9 protein-coding genes are annotated in these 19,941 nt (G+C 60.2%); 3 read left to right on the forward strand and 6 right to left on the reverse strand.

Annotated features, from left to right (window positions below):
- Positions 1-57: 57 nt before the first annotated feature.
- On the forward strand, positions 58-546 hold the full coding sequence (gene tadA, locus C793_RS0103750; protein WP_017429619.1) for a tRNA adenosine(34) deaminase TadA: 489 nt from the start codon (positions 58-60) through the stop codon (positions 544-546).
- Here the strand turns inward: tadA and mltF are convergent.
- A complete protein-coding gene (gene mltF, locus C793_RS0103755; RefSeq protein WP_017429620.1) occupies positions 530-2,011 on the reverse strand; it encodes a membrane-bound lytic murein transglycosylase MltF in 1,482 nt (493 codons plus the stop codon). The genes tadA and mltF overlap by 17 nt on opposite strands.
- A gap of 200 nt (positions 2,012-2,211) precedes the next feature.
- Between mltF and purL the strand changes: the two genes are divergently transcribed.
- Positions 2,212-6,171 (forward strand): phosphoribosylformylglycinamidine synthase, encoded by a 3,960-nt coding sequence (gene purL / locus C793_RS0103760; protein ID WP_017429621.1) that lies wholly within the window; start codon positions 2,212-2,214, stop codon positions 6,169-6,171.
- A 180-nt stretch (positions 6,172-6,351) separates the two neighbouring features.
- Here the strand turns inward: purL and C793_RS0103765 are convergent, their stop codons facing one another.
- From C793_RS0103765 to lplA, 5 genes are all read right to left on the reverse strand, one after another.
- The gene (locus C793_RS0103765) at positions 6,352-9,702 is read right to left on the reverse strand and encodes a DEAD/DEAH box helicase family protein (RefSeq protein WP_017429622.1); all 3,351 of its coding nucleotides are present in this window, start codon (positions 9,700-9,702) and stop codon (positions 6,352-6,354) included.
- Between the two features lie 65 nt (positions 9,703-9,767).
- Positions 9,768-10,904 carry a Fic family protein gene (locus tag C793_RS0103770; protein WP_017429623.1) on the reverse strand — a complete coding sequence of 379 codons (1,137 nt, stop codon included), beginning with the start codon at positions 10,902-10,904 and terminating at the stop codon, positions 9,768-9,770.
- A 121-nt stretch (positions 10,905-11,025) separates the two neighbouring features.
- Positions 11,026-14,301: a site-specific DNA-methyltransferase gene (locus C793_RS0103775; protein ID WP_017429624.1), complete on the reverse strand. Its 3,276-nt coding sequence runs from the start codon at positions 14,299-14,301 to the stop codon at positions 11,026-11,028.
- A gap of 168 nt (positions 14,302-14,469) precedes the next feature.
- Complete coding sequence (locus C793_RS0103785) at positions 14,470-17,292, reverse strand: SNF2-related protein (RefSeq protein WP_017429626.1); 2,823 nt, start codon at positions 17,290-17,292, stop codon at positions 14,470-14,472.
- Positions 17,293-17,466: 174 nt separating this feature from the next.
- Entirely contained in the window at positions 17,467-18,477 is a 1,011-nt protein-coding gene (gene lplA, locus C793_RS0103790) for a lipoate--protein ligase (protein WP_017429627.1), read from the reverse strand.
- Positions 18,478-18,720: 243 nt separating this feature from the next.
- Between lplA and C793_RS0103795 the strand changes: the two genes are divergently transcribed.
- Positions 18,721-19,923, forward strand: coding sequence for an ABC transporter substrate-binding protein (locus C793_RS0103795; protein WP_245550187.1), 1,203 nt, complete (start codon positions 18,721-18,723; stop codon positions 19,921-19,923).
- Positions 19,924-19,941: the final 18 nt, after the last annotated feature.

A 19,941-nucleotide genomic window follows, 5' to 3' on the forward strand; every position in this document is an offset into this window, starting at 1 on the left:
AAGGGACTCCCTGGTAATGCGACGATTGTTGAAGCAGTTTAACGCAACGAGGATGGCATGCGCAGCGATGAATACTACATGCACCGCGCCCTGGATCAGGCGCGTCTGGGTGCGGAGGCTGGCGAGGTGCCGGTGGGCGCGGTGGTAGTGGCGGCGTCGGGAGAGATCCTGGCGGCGGCGCACAACGCGCCGGTGGCCGGGCACGACCCCTGCGCTCACGCCGAGATTCAGGCGCTGCGCGCGGCGGGCCGCGCGCAGGGCAACTATCGCCTCGACGGCTGCACCCTCTTCGTTACGCTGGAGCCCTGCATGATGTGCGCGGGCGCGGCGGTGAATGCGCGTCTGGCGCGCCTGGTCTACGCCGCCCCCGAGCCGCGCACTGGCATGGTGGAGTCCCGGGCCAACCTCCTGGCGCAGCCGTGGTTCAATCACCAGGTAACGGTTACGCCCGGCGTGCTGGCGCCGGTTTCCCGGCGGCTTCTCAAGCACTTTTTTGCCGCCCGGCGTGATGCGACCCGGGCCGAGGAGGCTACGCCCCGGGATTAAGCGGTGGCACCAGCTCGAACGGCATCAGGGTGTCATTCCGGGTGGCGTTCTGTTCCAGCTGAAAAAACTGCTGGCGACTGCGTTCGACGTAGCGGAGCATTTCGTAATAACGGCGAATGTTGCGCACGTAGATCACCGGCTCGCCGCCCCGGGCGTAGCCGTGGCGCGTGCGGTTATACCATTCGCGCTGCTGCAGCAGCGGCAGCGCTTCGCGCACGTCGGCCCAGCTGTTCGGGTCGCCGTCGCGCATTTCGGCAATGTCGCGGGCATCGTACAGGTGCCCGAGGCCGACGTTATATGCCGCCAGGGTCATGTACAGCCGGTCATCGCCGGTAATGCTCTCGGGCAGGCGCTTTTCCAGCTGGCGCAGATAGCGCGCGCCGCCGTCGATGCTTTGCGCCGGGTCGCGGCGGTTGCCGATGCCGACTTCCCGCGCCGTTGCCGAGGTCAGCATCATCAGGCCGCGCACGCCGGTGGGCGACACAGCATCGGGATCCCAGTGGGATTCCTGATAGCCCACGGCGGCCAGCAGCTGCCAGTCAAGCCCGGTCTTGCGCGCGGCTTTTTCAAAGTCGGCGGTATAGCGCGGCAGGCGCGAATCGAGGTGGCCGAGAAAGGTCCGGGTGCCCACGTATTCCAGATAGTCGTCGTGGCCGAAATAGCGCTCGATCAGCTGGTCGAGTTCACCGCTTTGCTGCAGGCCGTCGAGAAAACGGTTGGCCTGGCGTAACAGCCCGGGGCTGCTGCCGGCGGGTACCGCCCAGGCCAGCGAGCCGGGCTTGCCCAGCATAAAGCCGCGCTCGACGTTTTTGAAAAACAGCCGGTTGACGCGAAACTGGTGTTCGAACACCACGGCAGCATCCAGCTCGCCGCTTTCCACCTGTGCCAGCAGCTCGGCGACTTCCAGCTCGCCGGATTCCTTCCAGCTGAGTTCCGGGTAGGTTTTTTGCAGCTCGCGCAGGCTGGCCGCCGTGCCGGTACCGCGGGTGCCGCGCAGGGTGCCGATGGTCAGGTCGGTGAGGTCGTCGGGCCCCTCGATGCCGTTCAGCCCGCGGCGGTAGACCACCAGCGGCTGCATTTCCATGATTGGCCGGGTGAAACTCACGCCGTCGGCCGTCGGCGTCAGTACCAGCCCGGCGGCGCCGAGGTCGCCGCGCTCGCGCACGGCGGGCAATACGCTGTCCAGGTGGTGGTCGGCCTCGAGATTGAGGCTCACGCCCAGATAGTCGCTAAAGCGTCGCAGCAGCTCGTACTCGAAGCCGGTGGGGCCGCGCCGGCCCTGGTAATAAATGGTCGGGGAGGTGCGGGTATGCGCCGTTAAAAACCCGCGCTGCTGAATGGCGTTGAGCCGCGCGTCGGACGGCACCGGCGGGAACGCGGGCAGCATCACCAGCAGGGCCGTGGCCACGCAGGCAAAAAAGCTGCCGGCGCGGGCGGGTAAATGTCGGCGTAGCGGCATCTTCATGGCCTCTGCCCGAGAATCAACGTGGCCCTGAAAATGGCGCAAAACAGGGGCAAAAACATGGCCCAACGATACGTCGCCCCGGGCCGACTGTCACCCTGCCGATTTCGTCTGTTCGGCGCTTTCCCGTATCATGGCCGGCATTGCCGTATTGCGGCCCGGTGTTTTCGGCTTGAATCTCCCTGCTCTAGAGGCTTCTGGATATGCTCGAACTGCGAGGCGCTCCCGCCCTTTCCGACTTTCGCCATGCACGCCTGCTGGCGGCGCTGCGCGAACGTGTCGGCAACGTCAAGGCCCTGACGGCCCACTACGTTCATTTTGTTGACGTGCCCGCCGACGGCCGGCCCGGGGCGCTGTCGCCGGCAGAACACGAGCGGCTGGCCGAGCTGCTGGATGATGGCAGCCAGAGCAGCGAGCCGCCGGCCGCCGTGCCGGAGGGCGCCCAGCGTTTGCTGGTGGTGCCACGCCTGGGGACGCTGTCGCCCTGGTCGTCCAAGGCCACCGATATTGCCCACAGCTGCGGGCTGGAAAGCGTCGCGCGCATCGAGCGGGGGATCGACTATCGCGTCAGCTTTGACACCCCGCCCGACGAGGCGGCGTTTGAAGCGCTGACGGCGCTGCTGCACGACCGCATGGTGGAAACCGTGCTGTTTGACGCCTCCGACGCGGCGAAGCTGTTTGCCAGCCGCGAGCCCGCGCCGCTGGCCAGCATCGATGTGCTGGGCGAGGGGCGTGACGCCCTGGCCCGAGCCAACCGCGAGCTGGGCCTGGCGCTGGCCGACGACGAAGTCGACTACCTGGCCGATGCCTTCGAGGAGCTGGAGCGCAACCCTACCGACGTCGAGCTGATGATGTTCGCCCAGGCCAATTCCGAGCACTGCCGGCACAAGATCTTCAACGCCGACTGGGTGATCGACGGCCAGGACCAGTTTCAGTCGCTGTTCAAGATGATCAAGAACACCTTTGCCAGCTCGCCGGATAACGTGCTGTCGGCCTACAGCGATAACGCCGCGGTGATCAAGGGCTCCCAGGGCGGGCGTTTCTTCCCCGCGCCGCTTACCGGCCAGGCCGATGAAAGCGCCCGCTACAGCGCCCACCAGGAGCCCATCCACATCCTGATGAAGGTGGAAACCCACAACCATCCCACGGCGATTGCGCCTTTCCCCGGCTCGGCCACCGGCGCCGGCGGCGAAATCCGCGATGAAGGCGCTACCGGCATCGGCGGCAAACCCCGCGCCGGGCTGGCGGGCTTCAGCGTGTCCAACCTGCGCATCCCCGACTTTGTTCAGCCCTGGGAAACCCTCGACTACGGCAAGCCCGAGCGCATCCAGTCGGCGCTTTCGATCATGCTCGATGGCCCCGTGGGCGGCGCGGCGTTCAACAACGAGTTCGGCCGGCCCAACCTGACCGGCTATTTCCGCACCTACGAGCAGGACGTGCTCAGCGACGACGGCATCGAACGTCGCGGCTACCACAAGCCCATCATGCTTGCCGGCGGCTATGGCAACATCCGCGCTCACCACGTACAGAAGGGCGAGATTCCCGTGGGCGGCAAGCTCATCGTCATGGGCGGGCCGGCCATGCTCATCGGCCTGGGCGGCGGCGCCGCGTCCAGCATGGCGTCCGGGCTGTCCAGCGCCGATCTGGACTTTGCCTCGGTGCAGCGCGAAAACCCCGAAATTCAGCGCCGCGCCCAGGAAGTGATCGACCGCTGCTGGGCGTTGGGGGATGACAACCCGCTGCGCTTTATTCACGACGTGGGCGCCGGCGGGCTGTCCAACGCGCTGCCCGAGCTGGTGAAGGACGCCGGCCGTGGCGGGCGCTTCGAGCTCCGCGACGTGCCCAGCGCCGAGCCGGGCATGAACCCGCTGGAAATCTGGTGCAACGAGGCTCAGGAACGCTACGTCCTCGCCGTGGCGCCCGAAGACCTCGATACCTTCGAGGCACTGTGCCGCCGGGAGCGCTGCCCCTACGCCGTGGTAGGTGAGGCACTGGAAGATCATCACCTGGCGGTGCACGACGGCCATTTCGATACTCGGCCGATTGATCTGCCCATGAGCGTGCTGTTCGGCAAGGCGCCGAAAATGCAGCGCACCTTCGAGCGCCACACGCCGTCGCTGTCCGGCATGATGCTCGACAACCTCGACCTGCGCGAAGCGCTGGACCGGGTGCTGCGGCTGCCGGCGGTAGCCTCCAAGAGCTTTTTGATTACCATCGGCGACCGCTCGATCACCGGCCAGGTCGCCCGGGACCAGATGGTCGGCCCCTGGCAGGTGCCGGTGGCCGACGCCGCCGTGACCACGGCAAGCTTCGATACCACGGCCGGCGAAGCCATGGCCATGGGCGAGCGCCCGCCGGTCGCGCTCATCGACCCGGCCGCCAGCGCCCGCATGGCCGTGGGCGAAGCGATCACCAACCTGGCCAGCGCCCCGATTGCCCGGCTGTCCGACATCAAGCTGTCGGCCAACTGGATGAGCGCGGCCGACCACCCCGGCGAAAACCAGGCGCTCTACGACGCCGTTCACGCCGTGGGCATGGAGCTGTGCCCGGACCTGGGCATTGCGATTCCCGTGGGCAAGGATTCCATGTCCATGCGCACCGCCTGGCAGGAAACCGACGACAGCGGTGAGAGCCGGGAGAAGAGCGTCACCTCGCCGCTGTCGCTTGCCGTGACCGGCTTTGCCCCGGTCACCGACGCAGAGGCCACGCTGACGCCGCAGATCGACCTCGATCAGAGCGAATCCGACCTGATTCTCGTCGACCTGGGCGACGGCCAGAACCGCCTCGGCGGCTCGGCGCTGGGGCAGGTCTACGGCCAGCTGGGCAACGACTGCCCCAGTGTCGACGACGCCGAAGACATCAAGGCGTTTTTCAACGTCATCCAGGGGCTCAACCGCGACGGCAAGCTGCTGGCCTACCACGACCGCAGCGACGGCGGGCTGATTGTTACCCTGCTGGAAATGGCCTTTGCCGCCCACGCCGGGCTGGAAATCAAGCTCGACTGGCTGGTGGACCAGCCGGTGGATGCCGTGGAAGCGCTGTTTACCGAAGAGCTGGGCGCGGTGATTCAGGTCAGCCGCGAACACACCGCCGAAGTGCTGGCGCAGTTCGCCATGGCGGGGATCGAAACCTGCGGCGTCATCGCCCGCCCGCGCTACGACGACCAGGTCCGCGTGACGCTGTTTGAAGAGCCGCTGCTGGAAACCACCCGCCAGCTCACCCAGCGCACCTGGAGTGAAACCAGCTACCGCATGCAGGCGCTGCGCGACAACCCCGACTGTGCCAAAAGCGAGTTCGATAGCCTGCTGGACGCCCGCGATCCGGGGCTGTCGGCGGCGCCCTCGTTCGACGTCGACGAGGACATCACCGCTCCGTTCGTCAACCTCGCCAAACCCGCGGTGGCCATCCTGCGCGAGCAGGGCGTCAACGGCCAGACGGAAATGGCCTGGGCCTTCGACAAGGCCGGGTTTGACGCCATCGACGTGCACATGAGTGACATTCTCGAAGGCCGCGTCACCCTCGACGCGTTCAAGGGTCTGGCGGCCTGCGGCGGCTTCTCCTACGGCGATGTGCTGGGCGCCGGCGGCGGCTGGGCCAAGTCGATCCTGTTCAACCCCCGCGCTCGGGAACAGTTTGCCGGCTTCTTCCAGCGCGACGACAGCTTTGCGCTCGGGGTGTGCAACGGCTGCCAGATGCTTTCCCGGCTCAAGCCGCTGATTCCCGGCACGGAAAGCTGGCCGGGCTTTGTGCGCAACGAGTCCGAGCAGTTTGAAGCCCGGGTGGCCATGGTACGGGTGGAGGACACGCCGTCGGTTCTGCTCCAGGGCATGGAGGGCTCGCTGCTGCCCATCGCCGTGGCCCACGGCGAAGGCCGCGCTCAGTTCGGCGACGATGCCCACCTGCGTCAGATGCAAACCGGCGGCCAGATCGCCATGCGCTACGTCGACCACTACGGCCAGGTCACCACGCGCTACCCGGCCAACCCCAACGGCTCCGCCTCCGGCGTGACCGGGCTGACCACGCCGGACGGCCGCGTGACCGCGATGATGCCGCACCCCGAGCGCGTCACCCGCGCCATTACCAACTCCTGGCAGCCGAAGGAATGGCAGGACGACGGCGCCTGGCTGCGCATGTTCCGCAATGCCCGTGTTTGGCTGGGCTAAGCGATTGGGTTAATTCATCCGCCTGACCCTACAAAAGCGCCCGCATGGTTGCGGGCGCTTTTTTGTGGGCGATTCAGCCGGTTGGCTATACTCATCCTGATTGCCGGTTTGCTTAGGCAGCACCCCAAAAGCCAGGTGTAAACGCACTTCAGTGCGCGAAGCAGGCCCACGGCCTGCCGATCACACCTCATTCGTCTCTACGTTAGCCATCAAAGTTTTCAGATAGGACCGGCTATCGTCGGGAAACAGGATATTCCAGCTTTCCAGTATATCTCGATCCAGCGTTTGGCCTTCGTATTCCGGCCATTCGCTAAGCAGCTGCTGAGCCGGCGTTCGTGAGATCAGAAACGCATGCAGTTCGATATGTTGTCCTCCGGGCTGCTGGTTCAGCTGGCGCTCGGTTTCCTTGATGGTGCGATAAAACTGGACCTTGGGATCATGCAGCTTATGGTTACGCAGGCCCTTGGGGTCGACAAAAATCACTTTTTGTCTGCCGTCCTTGACCAGCCAAAGGATAAAGTCCGGGTAAAAACCGCCGTCGATAAACAGGCCGACCGCTCCCTGTCCGGTCTGGTTGCGCAGCAGATACACTTCATAGCCGGCAAAAAAGTCATCCCTGACGGCCTTATGAACATCCGAGGCGAACGCTGCCTCGCCGCTGTTAAGCGCTACGGGAGAGACCGGAAAATCCGGCTTTTCGCCGGCCAGCAGCGGCTGATAGAGGTGAGGTTCGCACCAGATAAACTCCAGCCCGCCCAGGGTTTTGCCGTCCCACTTGTCGGGTGCTTGGTTTTCTAACGTCTTGCGCAAGGTTTTCAGCTGTTTGACCAGCGAATACTGGCGCTGGTGGTCAAGCGTGACGGTATAGCGGCCATCTGTCTTACCGTCATTCACGCCGGGCAGGTATTTCCTGTTTTCGGTAATGGGCCGGTATTCCAGCTTGTCGCTTTCCCACTGCTTGCGGCGCAGGTTGTAGAACATTTCGCAGTATTTGCGTAGCAGCGCAATGGCCATGTCGTGCCACAGCGCCATGTTTTCCAGCTGGCCCAATGACATGGCGGCATCCGGCGCATACAGCGTGTACCAGTCGGTATCGGCCAGCAGCTGCTCCACGACCTCCGGCGTCAGAGCCAGGTTGGCCCAGCGTTTATCGCGCTTGAACGCCAAAAGCTCGAAGTAGAGCCGACGGATATCCAGCAGGGCGATATGTACAGGGCCCAGCGTTTGTTGCTGCGCATCGACGCGCCGCGTTTTGTCCTCGGTGGCAAATTGCCCTACGCGCGGGTAAAAATCTGCGCTGACGCGCGGCGGGTTATAAAAATAGCTTTTTTCATTGGCGCGCAAGTTGCCTGGTGCTCGCAACATCACCTGTTCGGCCAGCTCCTTGAAGGCCGTGCCGGCACCGCCAGTTGCCTTGTTGGCAACGGTAGGCTTGAGGCGGATAACATTCAGGTCCTGCGGTAGCTGCGCCATGGGCTCAAGCGGCAGGGTAAACTCTTCCAGGCCGTCGTTGACGGGAATTTCTTCGGCCGCCAGCTCGCGGCGGAAGGTATCCATGTAGTCGGCCTTGAGACCGAAAATATTCAACGTTTCGAGCAGGCCAATGTGCTGTGGTCGTTCGATAGCCGCGTCTTTCAGCCTGGTCTGTAGCTCCGACGAGCGCTTGAGCGTGGTTTGCCAGCCTTTCAGGCGCACCCCACGGCCAAACAGCTGGATGATCTGGGCGCCTTCGTTTCTGCCCACGTTCAACAGCGTCATGTTGGAGACGCGCCAGCTGCTCCAGCCCTCGGTAAACTTCTTTGCCCCCAGCAGCAGGTTAACCGGCGAGCCCGGTTGATTGATGCCGTGAAACAGCGACTGGGCAAAGCGTGCATCCTGCACCAGCAGGCCTTTCTCTTCGCAGAGGTTTTTCAGCTTGCCGGCATCGCCTACGTTGATGACGCCGAAGGGCTCGCTGGTAGCGCCGGCGCGCAGGGCCAGCTCGCCATCCACCCCGGTGATGTTTTCCATATACAGGCGCCCGCCGCCGGAGTGAAACACCCGTTCCAGCAGATCGTCGTAGAGGTCAGCGGCGGAGTCGCCCTGTTCTTTCAGGTAGTTAAAGCGGTCGTGCAGGGTATCGACACCGCCTCTGCCCACCAGGCCCTGGTTGATCAGGGTGCTGATGGCGTCCCGGGTTTTGGATGAGTCGCTGATAACGGTATCGATAAACTGCAGCACTTCTGCCATATCGTTGCCTTCGGCCTTGCTGAAGCCGCTGGTGACCTTGGAAGTGACAAAGACCCAGAGCGGTTTTTCCAGGTTGAAAGGTGCAAGCTGCGTTTTCTGGTCGGCGAACAGGCGCAGCTGCTGATAAAAACTCAGCAACGATGCGACCTGATAGAGAAAGTGACTCTGCTCGCTGGCGTCATCCAGATTCAGCACCTGCGACTGCTTGCCGTAGCCGTCGCGGTAAAAATGCCGATAGGAGTAGTCGAATAGAATCGCCTTGGTGTAGGTCTGGCGCAGGCTGGTGCCGAGGTCTTTATTCTTCGTATCGGAAATCGCGCTTTGGGCAAACGTCGCCGAATATTCAAAGGCAAAGCCGTGCTCGCACAGCGCGCGGCGGTAGCGATACCATACGCCACCCCCGCCGCTGGCGGTGCCGCGGTGGCCTTCATCCACCAGCAGCAGGTTGTTGCGGCCAAACGACGCCACGGCCACGGTTTTGTCCTTTTCTTCCTCGCGTAGCTTGTTGATGTCGATGACCTGCACGTCGGCGTCAAACAGCTCGCCTGCCCTGGGCGAGAACGCCGTTGCGCTGATGCCGGAAGCCGCAAACTCGGTCAGGTGCTGTTGCGTCAGGCCCTCGTTGGGTGTGAGCAAAATGGTCTTGTTGATGTCGCCCTTTTTGCCGTAGCGCCCCAGGTAGTAGCGGAACTGCAAAATGTTGGCGTGCATGATCAGCGTCTTGCCCGAACCGGTGGCACTCCAGTAGGCCACGGTGTTCAGCTGCGGCCAGAGGTTGTCTTCGGCGTCCAGCAGCTCAAGTGGCCGATACTTTAGGCCCACTTCATCAATCCAGCGTGCGTTCCAGCGCTGTATCTGTGCGTTTAATGCGTCTACCAGCTGCTCGCGGCGGTTGAACACCCAGTCCAGATAAATTTCCGTGAACAAAAGCGTCAGGTACTGGAAGTACTTCCACTCTATAGCCGGCAGCTGGTTGGCCTTGCGCCCATCGTTGATGCTGTCGGTCACGGTTTTGATGCGCCGGTCATATTCCAGCAGCTCGGCTTCTGAAAGGGTAACGTCGTCGGCCAGGTTGGCGCAGAGGCTCGCCATCAGCGCATGCTGGCCTTCCGCGTCGCGCCCGGCGGTATCGCCGTGGAGCTGAAAGCGCTCGCAGAAGGCTTCCAGCGTGGGGATTTCCTTGCCGTCATGCTCCACGTTGCCGCTCAGGCTATCCAGCCCGAACAGCGAAAACAGCCACTGGTTCAGCACCAGGTGGTGGCTGAAAGAGAGCGTTTTTTTCTGCTTGCGTTTTGCCGCCATGGTTGCCTTTTCTTGAATACGTTTGCGCTACGTGCATGGGGTCGGGGTTTACGGCGCTGGCACACCTATTGGTTGATCGGAGGAATGAACCCGGTATTTTCCAGCACCTGAATCAGGCAGCGCATCAAATAGTTGTTGGTAAAGCAGACGTAGTAGGTTCGCCCATTGTCTTTCAGCGGCCGAATAAAGCCCGCCTCCTTCATCTTGGCGATCAGGTGCGTGCGCTGCCGTGAGTTGAGTTGCGACAGCACCTCATTCAGGTCGGCCGCCTTGAATTCCTGTTTTTTCAGGCCCAGGCGAAGTACCCTGGCTTCGCTTTTGGTGAGGTAGCCGCGTTCAATGGCCAGCTCCAGAGTGGGCAGTAAAACCTCACCGTGCAGATAGTCAAAGTCCAGCAGCTTATCGATTTTGGTAATTTCATCCAGAATGCCCGTCAGTACATAGCTGCACCAGTCAAGCAGAGCGTCGTCACTGCCTTCATCGGCACGGGAGAGCTTGGCGTAATAGGCATCGCGGTCGTTGCAGAATACGGCTGTCGGGTTGAGGATCTTGCCGTCACGCACGTTGAACCCGTATTTAAGCAATAGGGCATAGGTTAACAGCCGCACGGTGCGGCCATTGCCGTTGCCAAACGGGTGAATCCACACAAAGCGGTGGTGAGCCAGCGCCGTCTTGAGCAGGTCATATTTACTGGTGTGATCCTGATTGATAAACGCCAGCCATTCATCCATCAGCGGCTGCACCTGCAGGTGTTCCGGCGGCTTATGTGCTGAGCCGGCAATGCCCACATCCCATGTGCGGTAGGCGCCGGGCGTTTTATCGCCTTCACCGTCGAGCCCGCTGACGACCAGCTGGTGTAGCTCGCGCACAAAATGATGGGTAATATCCGTCTCCGATGATACGGACTGCTCAATGAAATCCATTGCCGCTTCTACGTTGGCAATCTCGGAAAAGCGTTCATCCGAGCGTTCGCCGTGTTCAATTTTTTGTTCCACGTATTCCGAGATGGTAGTGCGGTTGCCCTCGATGCGAGCTGAGCCAACGCTTTCCATCAGGTGGAAGATGTTCTTGAGCTGGAAAAATATCCATGGGCGGGTGGTGCCCGCCAGCTGCGAGCGGCGCAGGTGGTTCAGCTCCATCAGCACATCGACCAGCTGTGAGTCGAAGCCAGGACTGACTAGGCGCAAATTAAATTCACCCATGGTTTTTCCTATCTACAATCAGTTGAATTAAGTCCATGAAATTCAAGGAATAATTTTTTACATCGTGGTTTTTTATCTACATTTTTTGTTTTGAATAAGTACGTGACAAGCCAACCGACGTCTATTGCGTATCGGCAAACATCAGCCGCTGGAAGGCTTCTTCGACCAGCTCGATGCGGGCCTGATCCATCGGCTGGCCTTTGCGGTCGCGGGGGATGTGGATGTTGTGATCGCCGTTGACGTAGAGAATGTCGATCTCATCGTCGGCGGATTCGGTCAGGCGGATCTTGAGCTTTTCCACCAGCACGGCGTCGAGTACGGCGTTGTCGCGGTTCAGGCCGTTGTCTTCGCCGGCGATGACGCTCGGCAGGTTGCGCCATACCACCAGCACCTGTTGGCCGTTGCGGTTGGTGCCGTACACGGTGCGGAACCACCAGCGGCCGTTCTCGGCGCGTTTGACCTGTGCCTGCAATCGGCCTTCCTTGCCATGAGTGATGTCGGCGTCAAAGTGAATCGGTGCGGCGATGTGCTCTACCGTCAGCCCCAGCAGATAGTTGAAGGTTTCCAGCAGATCGACGTTGACGGGCACGGTCTCGTCCCCGCCCGCAGAGCGTACCTTGAGCTCGTAGCGGGTAGGCTCCAGAAAGCGCTGGATGTTGAGTAGCGACGGCGAGCCGCTGGTTTCCACGTCCAGCAGGTATTGCATCACGTAGGCCTGGCGAGCGGCATCGTTCTCCGCATTATCAAACAGCGAGGCCATGCCCGGCTTACGCTCAAGCTCCAGGTTGCCCAGGGTGTCTTCGTAGGACTCCAGCCGCAGGTACTTGAAGCAGTGCGATACGCCGGTATCCGGCGCGGTGGGCGCGCCGTCTTTCCAGTCCTGTGAGTACACCACCTTCTGCATGCGAGGCTTCAGCACCGTATCGAAGTGTTTGCCCATTTCGACGAGGATATATTTGCGCTGGCCGTCGTCCTCGCGATTGAGGTTAATGACGGCGTGGCCGGTAGTGCCTGAACCCGCGAAATAGTCGAGAGTCAGTGAACCGTTTCCCACACGTATGACACGCTCCACCAAACCTGAGGGCTTAGGGTTAGTCATTGATGTACCTGGAATCAGAGCTCGTAAGTCTCTAATACCATCTTGATTATGACCAACTTCGTTGTGACTCCAAAGAGTACGTGGCACTAGGTCACTTACATCACTTAAAAATCTTTTGTAGGCGGGGGTTTTATTAGTTCCGCTCTTTCCCCACCAGACACGGTTATCGGCTTCATTTTTAGCGTGTGCATCACTAGTATACCGCCAAACTGCATTTTCTTTTGGCCATATTTCTTCACCAGTGTTAGGATTGGTTATCGCGTAGTATAGGTTGGGGCGCTCATTAGCAGTTTTGTTACATTTGTAGTTGTCTGCACGCCAGCTTCCCCTTTTATCATTGTCAGGGTTGGTATATGCGCTATTATTACTTGCAGAACGTGGTATTCTTCCAGGTATCCAGCTTTGTTTACTTGCCGCAAAATTGACGACAAAGTCATGATCATCACTGAGCCAAGTGGCATCATTGGCAGGGGCGTATTTTTTTTGCCATATTATATTAGCAACAAAGTTTTTATCCCCCATGCTGATACTTAGTATTTTTCGAAGAAAATCTTGCTCATCATCGTCAATGCTTGCAAATAATGCGCCTTGATGTATATCAAAAAGTGGATTGCAGGCTAGTGAGCGGTCAAGTATGAAGGAACCCCAGCTTGAGTGCTGAAGAGTATCTTTATAAAGAAAACCATCGCTTCCTGTATTATACGGCGGATCAATATAAACGCACTTCACCTGTTCCCGGTAACGCTCCTGAAGTAGATTCAGTGCCTGAAAGTTCTCGGAGTGAATCAGCAGGCCGTCGCACTGGTCGTCCAGGTTGTCGAGGGTATCCAGAAGCTGCGCCTTGAAGGCGGCGTTGAAGTGCGCGGTATCGAGCATCAAATAGCGGTATTCCGGCCGCTCGATTAACTCTACGGCGTCGGTGCCTGTGAGCGCCTGTTCCAGCGCGTCAAGATCAAGCTGATACAGCTTTTTCCAGTCCTGTTTTTGTGCCGAGTTGGCAAATACCTGTGCCAACAGTTCCGGTGAGTCTTCCAGCCGATCGAGGGTGATACAGTAGTTGGTTTCGGTAACAAACTTTTTTTTCAGCCAGAGTTTCTTCTGGAAATTTTCCAGCTGGGAAAGAAAGGCGATAATCTTTTCGCCCAGAGTGCGCACCACGTCCAGCTTGGAAAGCAGCGGGGCAAGCCTTGCCGGGTCGTTTTTGGCCGCGGAAAGGTCTTCCCAGTTCATCAGCTCGTGCTTGAGGTAGAAATCCAGCTCGCGGGTTAAAAAGCCGCCCAGGTCCTTGTGGATAAAGTAGTCAAAGGTATTTTTCTTGCTGTAGTTATTCAGCTGGCCGCGGAAGGTGCTGTACTCCGCCAGCTCGCCGTCGGCCTTGCGATAGCGTTTGGCCAGGGCACTGCGCCATTCGGGGGGCAGAGTGCTGGTTTTACCCAGCAGGCGCTCTTCGGCAATGGCGCGCAGGTGATCCTGAGTGGGCGCTTTTTTGGCGGCAGCGGTAGTGGCATTTTGTTTCACCGGCGCTGTCCAGTCGTCCATGGTCGCCGGGCGGAAATGAAAGCGGCAGTGCAGCTCGTTAAAGCGGTGGCCTGCGGTGTTGGGTTCGCCCTGTTCCACGGTAAACGGCGCGTCTGCGTCCAACACGAAGACGCGCTTGCTGTCGTCGGCTTCCTTGTTGTTGTCCTGGGCGCCGGGGGCGGCATCCACCAGCTTGAAGTGAACGCGCAGCGGATCGTCAGCGGGGCCGGCGTCGAGGTTCAGGCGGAAGCTGTAGTCGCGCAGCGTGTCGCTTGACTTGATGTAGTACTGGTCCTTGTTGGCCCAGTGCAGCTTGACCTCTTCGCCATCGTAAGGGATGGCGTAGGTGCCGTCGCCATAGCGGCGCTGGGAGATAAAGTCGCCTTCGCTGTAGTAGCGGCTGAAAAACGTTACCAGGGCATCGTAGACTTCGCCTTCTTCCCGGGCGACGTTAAAGCCGGTGGCGTATTGGGCTTCCAGCTCTTGCACTTTAGGAGAGTCTTCCGGGGCTATACCGGCCGCTACCGCACCCTGGCGTGCCTGCTCCAGGTCTTTGTCCAGCTGGGCCTTGTCGTTGCCCGCAAAGTCCTTGAAGGCATCCTGGGCGATTTGCGGCAGATCCTGCTCGATAAAGCGGTCAATATCCGCCTTGCGCGCGTGCATAATACGGTAGAGGCCGAAGTCCAGCTCCGGCTGGTCCAGCTGGAACATCTCGCGTAGCAGCGCGGCAAATTTCACGCGCCGCGCATTGGCCCGGTGGTGTTGGGTGTCTTGACTCATGGGTGACCTGACAGAGGAATAAATGTGACGGTGAGGCGCATTGCTGGATAATCTGGCCCGCCATCAAGGCAGCAGAAATCTGGCCTCAGCGATGCTGAACCATGAAAAACGCTTATTGGCCATGAAAAACGCTTACGATACCAATTTTTTGTGAAAAACGCTTATTTTTCATGCCAGCCGCCAGCGAATCCGAAACAGGTGGTGGGTGCTGCTTTTGCGGTGCATCTGTTGTTCCAGCGCGCTGATCATGGCGTCGCGGCGCTCTTCGATGCGGTCTTCCAAGTCAAACAGCGCCTGGCGCTGGCGTCGCTGCTGGCGCGTTAGTTGCTTGAGCGTTTCTTCTGCCTGTTTCTGCTCTTCGATACTTTCCGCCTGGCGCGACGTGCGCTTGGCCTGCTTGATGCTGCTTTTGGTGTCTTCAAGTGTCTGTTCGGCGCTGTGCATCTGGTCGTCGGCCCAGGCGTCCAACCTGGTGCGCTCGCGCTGGAAGTAGTGGTGGTTTTCATCCAGAACGGTGCTGAGCCGGGCATTGAGCTGGCGCCGGGCGGTGTCCTTGAGGAAAGTCGTGTCTTCTTCGGCTTCCTGAGTGGTATCAGCGTATTGCACGTCGGCGGATAGCTGAAACAGCTGGCGGCAGTGCTCATCATCGAGCAATTGGCCGCTGTGGGTGATGGCGGTGAAGACCAGGTGTTCTTCGCGCTGAAAGCTGTCCAGCTCCAGCAGGTTGAGTTCGAGCCAGCCGCATTTTTCCGGCAGCTGATCGAGGGCGCTCATTTTGGCGGCGTGGCCGGCCAGATCGAATGTTAGCGTCGCCACCGGGGTTTCCAGCCGCCGGGCGGTATCCAGCACGTATTCGCCCAGCGGGTGGTTCAAGCGATACAGGTGGGCCGTCCTGTCCGGCTGATGCCCCTTGCGGATCAGCTCGTAGCGGCCGGCGGGCACATCGGGCAGCGGACTGCGGTGCAGGTCGAATGCGAGGCTGTCGTCGTCAAAGCGGGCGCAGCCGGCCAGCTGGTGCCGGGTCAGCTGCCAGAACAGGCGGCTGATGGTGTCGAGCTGCTGTACAGCCTTGTCGTGCTGTATCTTCAGCAGATCGTGAATGCCGGCGTCGAAGTGCTCGAACAGTTTGTCGCGGGTGTCGAGCATGCGCTCGTTGATGCTGTCTTCCAGCTCGCCTTGCAGCTGGCGGAACGCCTGTTCGATTTCTTCCCGGGTGCGGCAGGTGTCGTAAATGGCGGCGATGCGCTTTTCCATGTCCACGCCGGACTCGATACGGCCGAGCACTTCGTCCGAGGCGCCAAAAAGTCCGTCAAATAGCTCAAACTTGTCGGTCAATAGCTCCAGTACACGGCGGTCAGCCGCGTTTTTTTCGTTGAGAAAGTTGATGACGACGACGTCGAATGCCTGACCGTAACGATGGCAGCGGCCGATGCGCTGTTCGACGCGCTGCGGATTCCAGGGCAGATCATAATTGATCACCAGGCTGCAAAACTGAAGGTTCACCCCTTCGGCGGCGGCTTCGGTGGCGACAAGAATATCGGCTTCGTCCCGGAAGTGGTCGATAATCGCGGTGCGCTTGTCGATGGCAGCGCTGCCTGTTGCCCGGTCGGTGCTTTCATAACGAGCTCGCCAGCGCTGGTAGATGGCATTGCTGCTGGCTGAGCTATTGGAGCCGTTGAACGTGGCCACGCGGCCGAGATAGCCGTGGCGTTCCAGGTATTGATAGAGGTATTCCTGGGTGCGGCGGCTTTCGGTGAAGATCACGGCTTTTTGTTCCGCGCCCATGCTCGCCATGTGGGAAAGGCCCTGTTCCAGAGCGCTCAGCAAGGCAGCGGATTTGGCATCTTCGGGAATACGCCGGGCCAGTTCGAGGTATTGGTTCAGCTCGGCGATTTCCCCCTGTAGCCTGTCGCGGTCGAGAGTCGGCCTCTCCTGTTGGGTAGCCGGGGCGGCTGTGGCTGCATAGTCGCTGTTGTCCTCGGCGGCTTCGTCAAGAATGTCTTCTTCAAGCTCTTCGTGGTCGATCAGCGTTTCCAGCCAGTTGTCATCTTCTGCCTGCTGATCCTCGAGTTTGACCAGCCTTGCCACGATGCTTTCAAGCGTGTTGATGATGGCCGGCGTGCTGGAGGCCAGTAGTTTGCGTGCGACCAGCGTGACCAGGTGGCGCTGCTGGTGTGGAACGCCATAGGCGTCATTCCGCTGTAGATAGGCGGAAACAAGATGATACAGGCGCAGCTCGTCGTCTGACGGCTGGAACGGTACGGTAAGCGCTCGACGTTTTGTATAGCGAATATACTCGTTGACGTCACGCCGCAGGGTGCGTTTGGCAAATTCCTGCAATCGGTCGCGCAGGCCGTCCATATCGCCACCGTCGCGCATGTATTGCTGACGGAAGCTTTGCCTGTCGCCGAACAGGTGCTCGTCGATCACAGTCGCCAGGCCGTACAGCTCCAGCAGCGAGTTTTGTAGCGGCGTGGCTGTCAGCAGTAATTTTTGGCACTTGCCAAAAGCCTGTTTGATCGCTTGCCCCGTTCGATGGCTGTCGCGGTGGGCATTGCGCAGTTTGTGCGCTTCATCAAATACGGCCAGGTCCCAGGGAGTGAGCCGCAGTGACTCCTGCATACGCGTAGCAAACGTATAGGACACCACGCTGATAACGGGTTCGTTGAACGGGTCTATCACGCCGGCCTTGCGCTTCGCCTGCCAGGTTTTGTTATCCAATACCTGAGTGGGCAAGTGAAATTTATCGGATAGCTCGTTGGCCCACTGTTTGCGCAGGGCGGCCGGGCACACCACAATAATTCGCCGTCGGCGTTCGGCCCAGTATTGAGCCACGACCAGCGCTGCTTCAATCGTTTTGCCCAGCCCGACTTCATCGGCCAGCACGACGCCCTTTATCAGCGGGTTTTGCAAGGCAAACAGAGCCGCATCGATCTGGTGCGGATTCAGATCAACCGACGCATCGAACAGCGACTGTCCGATACGATCCATGTCGCCTCCGCGCCGCCGGCGCGTTAGCTCGTAGGCAAAATATCTGGCGTGGTAAGGGCTAATCATGGCGGGTTACTTCCCTGTGTGGTTCTCTCCGTGGCGTTTCTTCCCGTAGCGTTTCCTGTCATATAACGCGTCAGCATACCCCTTAAGGACGTGCCCGGCCGAATCGACTTATTGTGGTTCATCCGGCCCGTAGATCAGGTCGATAAATTCGCCGCGGTCGACGTCGCCGAAGTAGAGATAGAGGTCAAAATCGGCCAGCGCGGCTTCGATTTCGCCCTTGTCGTAGCGCACGCCGACCAGCGCGTCCTCGATCTCGCTGACCGGGTGCTGGCCGAAGAAGTCGCCGTAGATCTTGACGTTTTCGACGGTGCCGCCGCGTTTGACCTTGAGGCGGAAGTCGATAATGCCGGCGGCAAAGTGCCGGGTGCGCTGGATGTCGAACTCCGGCGAGCGGCCGTAGTTCCAGTCCCAGCAGCCGTATTTTTCGGCCACCAGAGCGTTGATGCTCTCCCAGTCCTCGTCGGTTAGGCGATAGGTTTGACGTTCGGTGCCGTCGGGGAAGATGCCGGCAAGGATTTTTTCCTTGAACGCCTCGGTAGACAGCGGCGCGTCAAGAAACTCGGCGATGTTGGCTACCCTCGCCCGGGCGGATTTGTGCCCCTTGGACTGAATCTTGGTCATCTTCACGTCCAGCGCCTGGCTGACCTGGCTCAGATCGCAGTCCAGCAGCAGGGTGCCGTGGTTGAACATGCGTTTAGTGGACGAAAACTGCGCGTTGCCGGAGATTTTTTTGCCGTCCACCACGATGTCGTTGCGTCCCTTCATCTCTGCCGGCACGCCCATGTCGTTGAGCACCTCGATGATGGGCGTGGCAAACTCCTTGAAGTTGTTCAGCTTGTCCTTGGCAAAGTCGGTCAGGAAGCTGAAGTTGAGGTTGCCCCGGTCGTGATACACCGCGCCGCCGCCGGAAATCCGCCGCACCACGTGGATGCCGTGTTCGTCGATATAGGGCTGGTTGATTTCTTCCAGGGTGTTCTGATTGCGCCCGATAATGATCGACGGCGTGTTGATGTAGAACAGCAGGTAATCTTCCCCGGCGGGCAGATGGCGAATGCAGTGCTCTTCGATGGCCAGGTTGATGCGGGGGTCGGTGACGCCTTCGTTGTCGATGTAAATCATGGTCAGCCTTCAGCATAAAGTGTCGTGTCAGCCAGCGGCATCAGTCTAGCACTGCACAGGTATAGCCGGCTTGGCTATAGCAGGGTGACACCGTTCATCCAGCCGATAATGCAACAACAGGCTTGAGTTTTGCCGCCAAGCCTTCCAGATTGTGATGTGTAGGTGCACTCCCATAACAAATACATAATCGCATGCGCGAGTCTGGAGGATGTAATGTTGAACAGGAAACCACTTGTCGGAGCCGTGTCCGCCTTGATGCTGGCCGGCAGCCTGAGCGTGTCGGCGGATACGCTGAAAATTGGCGCTCTGGTGCCGCTGACCGGCGATCTGCAAAGCTATGGGGAGCCGTCGCTGAAGTCTGCCGAGCTGGCGGTCAGGGAAATCAATGAAGCGGGCGGCGTGCTGGATGACGACGTCGAGCTCGCCACAGGTGATACCCAGACCATTCCGCAGCCCGGCGTTGCCACCGCCCAGAAGCTGGTTAACCTGGAAGGCGTACATGGCATTGTCGGCGCGCTTTCCAGCGGCGTGACCGTGCCCGTGGCGCAGAGTGTGTCAGCGTCGGAAGGGGTGCTGCAGATCAGCAATGCGTCCACTTCGCCGGTGATCACCCCGCTGGACGATAACGACTTTCTGTTCCGTACCGTGCCGTCGGATGCCTTCCAGGGCGTTGCGCTGTCCGAGGTGGCTGCCGAGCAGGGCTACGAGAAAGTCGGCGTTATCTACATCAACAACGATTACGGAAAGGGGCTTGCCGAGTCCTTTAGCGATGCCTTTACCGATGCCGGTGGCGAAGTGACCGAAAGCGTGGCCTATGAGCAGGGCCAGGCGGCCTATCGTGGCGAGCTGTCCCAGACCAGCGAGGGCGGTGCTGATGCGCTGATTCTGATTGGTTACCCCGAGAACGGCCAGACCATCCTGCGCCAGTCGCTGGAAGGCGGCTTCTTCGACAAGTTCGTGTTCTCCGATGGCCTCAAGGCGCCGGAGCTTATCGAGAACCTCGGCGCCCGGGCGCTTGAGGGCACCGTGGGTACCGTGCCGCAGGCGCGCAGCGACTCACCCGGTGCCAAGCATTTTGCCTCCGCCTACAGCGAAGCCCACGATGAAGTGCCGCCCAAGCCCTATCTCGATACCGCCTACGATGCGGTCTACCTGATTGGCCTGGCGACCGAGCATGCCGGCTCCACCGACCGTACCGCGATCCGCGACAGTCTGCGCGAAGTGGCTAACCCGCCGGGAACCCGAGTCGGCCCGGGCGAATTTGCCAAGGCCGCAGAACTGCTGGGTAACGGTGAGGATATTGATTACCAGGGCGCGTCGGGATCGGTCAACTTCGACGACAATGGCGATGTGCCGGGTACCTTCGGCGTGTTCGCCTATGAAGACGGTGAGATCGTGACCCAGCGGGTCTTTGAACCGGGAAAGGACGGTGAGAAAAGCGAGTAAACACGCCGGCAACGTCCG

The sequence above is a fragment of the Vreelandella jeotgali Hwa genome (assembly GCF_000334215.1).
GTDB classification, from domain to species: Bacteria; Pseudomonadota; Gammaproteobacteria; order Pseudomonadales; family Halomonadaceae; genus Vreelandella; species Vreelandella jeotgali.

Bases quoted from the DNA above. Each gene is read 5' to 3' on its own strand.
- C793_RS0103765 (WP_017429622.1), bottom strand. From the start codon at position 9,702: ATGGCGGCAAAACGCAAGCAGAAAAAAACGCTCTCTTTCAGCCACCAC.
- C793_RS0103770 (WP_017429623.1), bottom strand. From the start codon at position 10,904: ATGGGTGAATTTAATTTGCGCCTAGTCAGTCCTGGCTTCGACTCACAG.
- C793_RS0103775 (WP_017429624.1), bottom strand. From the start codon at position 14,301: ATGAGTCAAGACACCCAACACCACCGGGCCAATGCGCGGCGCGTGAAA.
- C793_RS0103785 (WP_017429626.1), bottom strand. From the start codon at position 17,292: ATGGATCGTATCGGACAGTCGCTGTTCGATGCGTCGGTTGATCTGAAT.
- mltF (WP_017429620.1), bottom strand. From the start codon at position 2,011: ATGAAGATGCCGCTACGCCGACATTTACCCGCCCGCGCCGGCAGCTTT.
- tadA (WP_017429619.1), top strand. From the start codon at position 58: ATGCGCAGCGATGAATACTACATGCACCGCGCCCTGGATCAGGCGCGT.
- lplA (WP_017429627.1), bottom strand. From the start codon at position 18,477: ATGATTTACATCGACAACGAAGGCGTCACCGACCCCCGCATCAACCTG.
- purL (WP_017429621.1), top strand. From the start codon at position 2,212: ATGCTCGAACTGCGAGGCGCTCCCGCCCTTTCCGACTTTCGCCATGCA.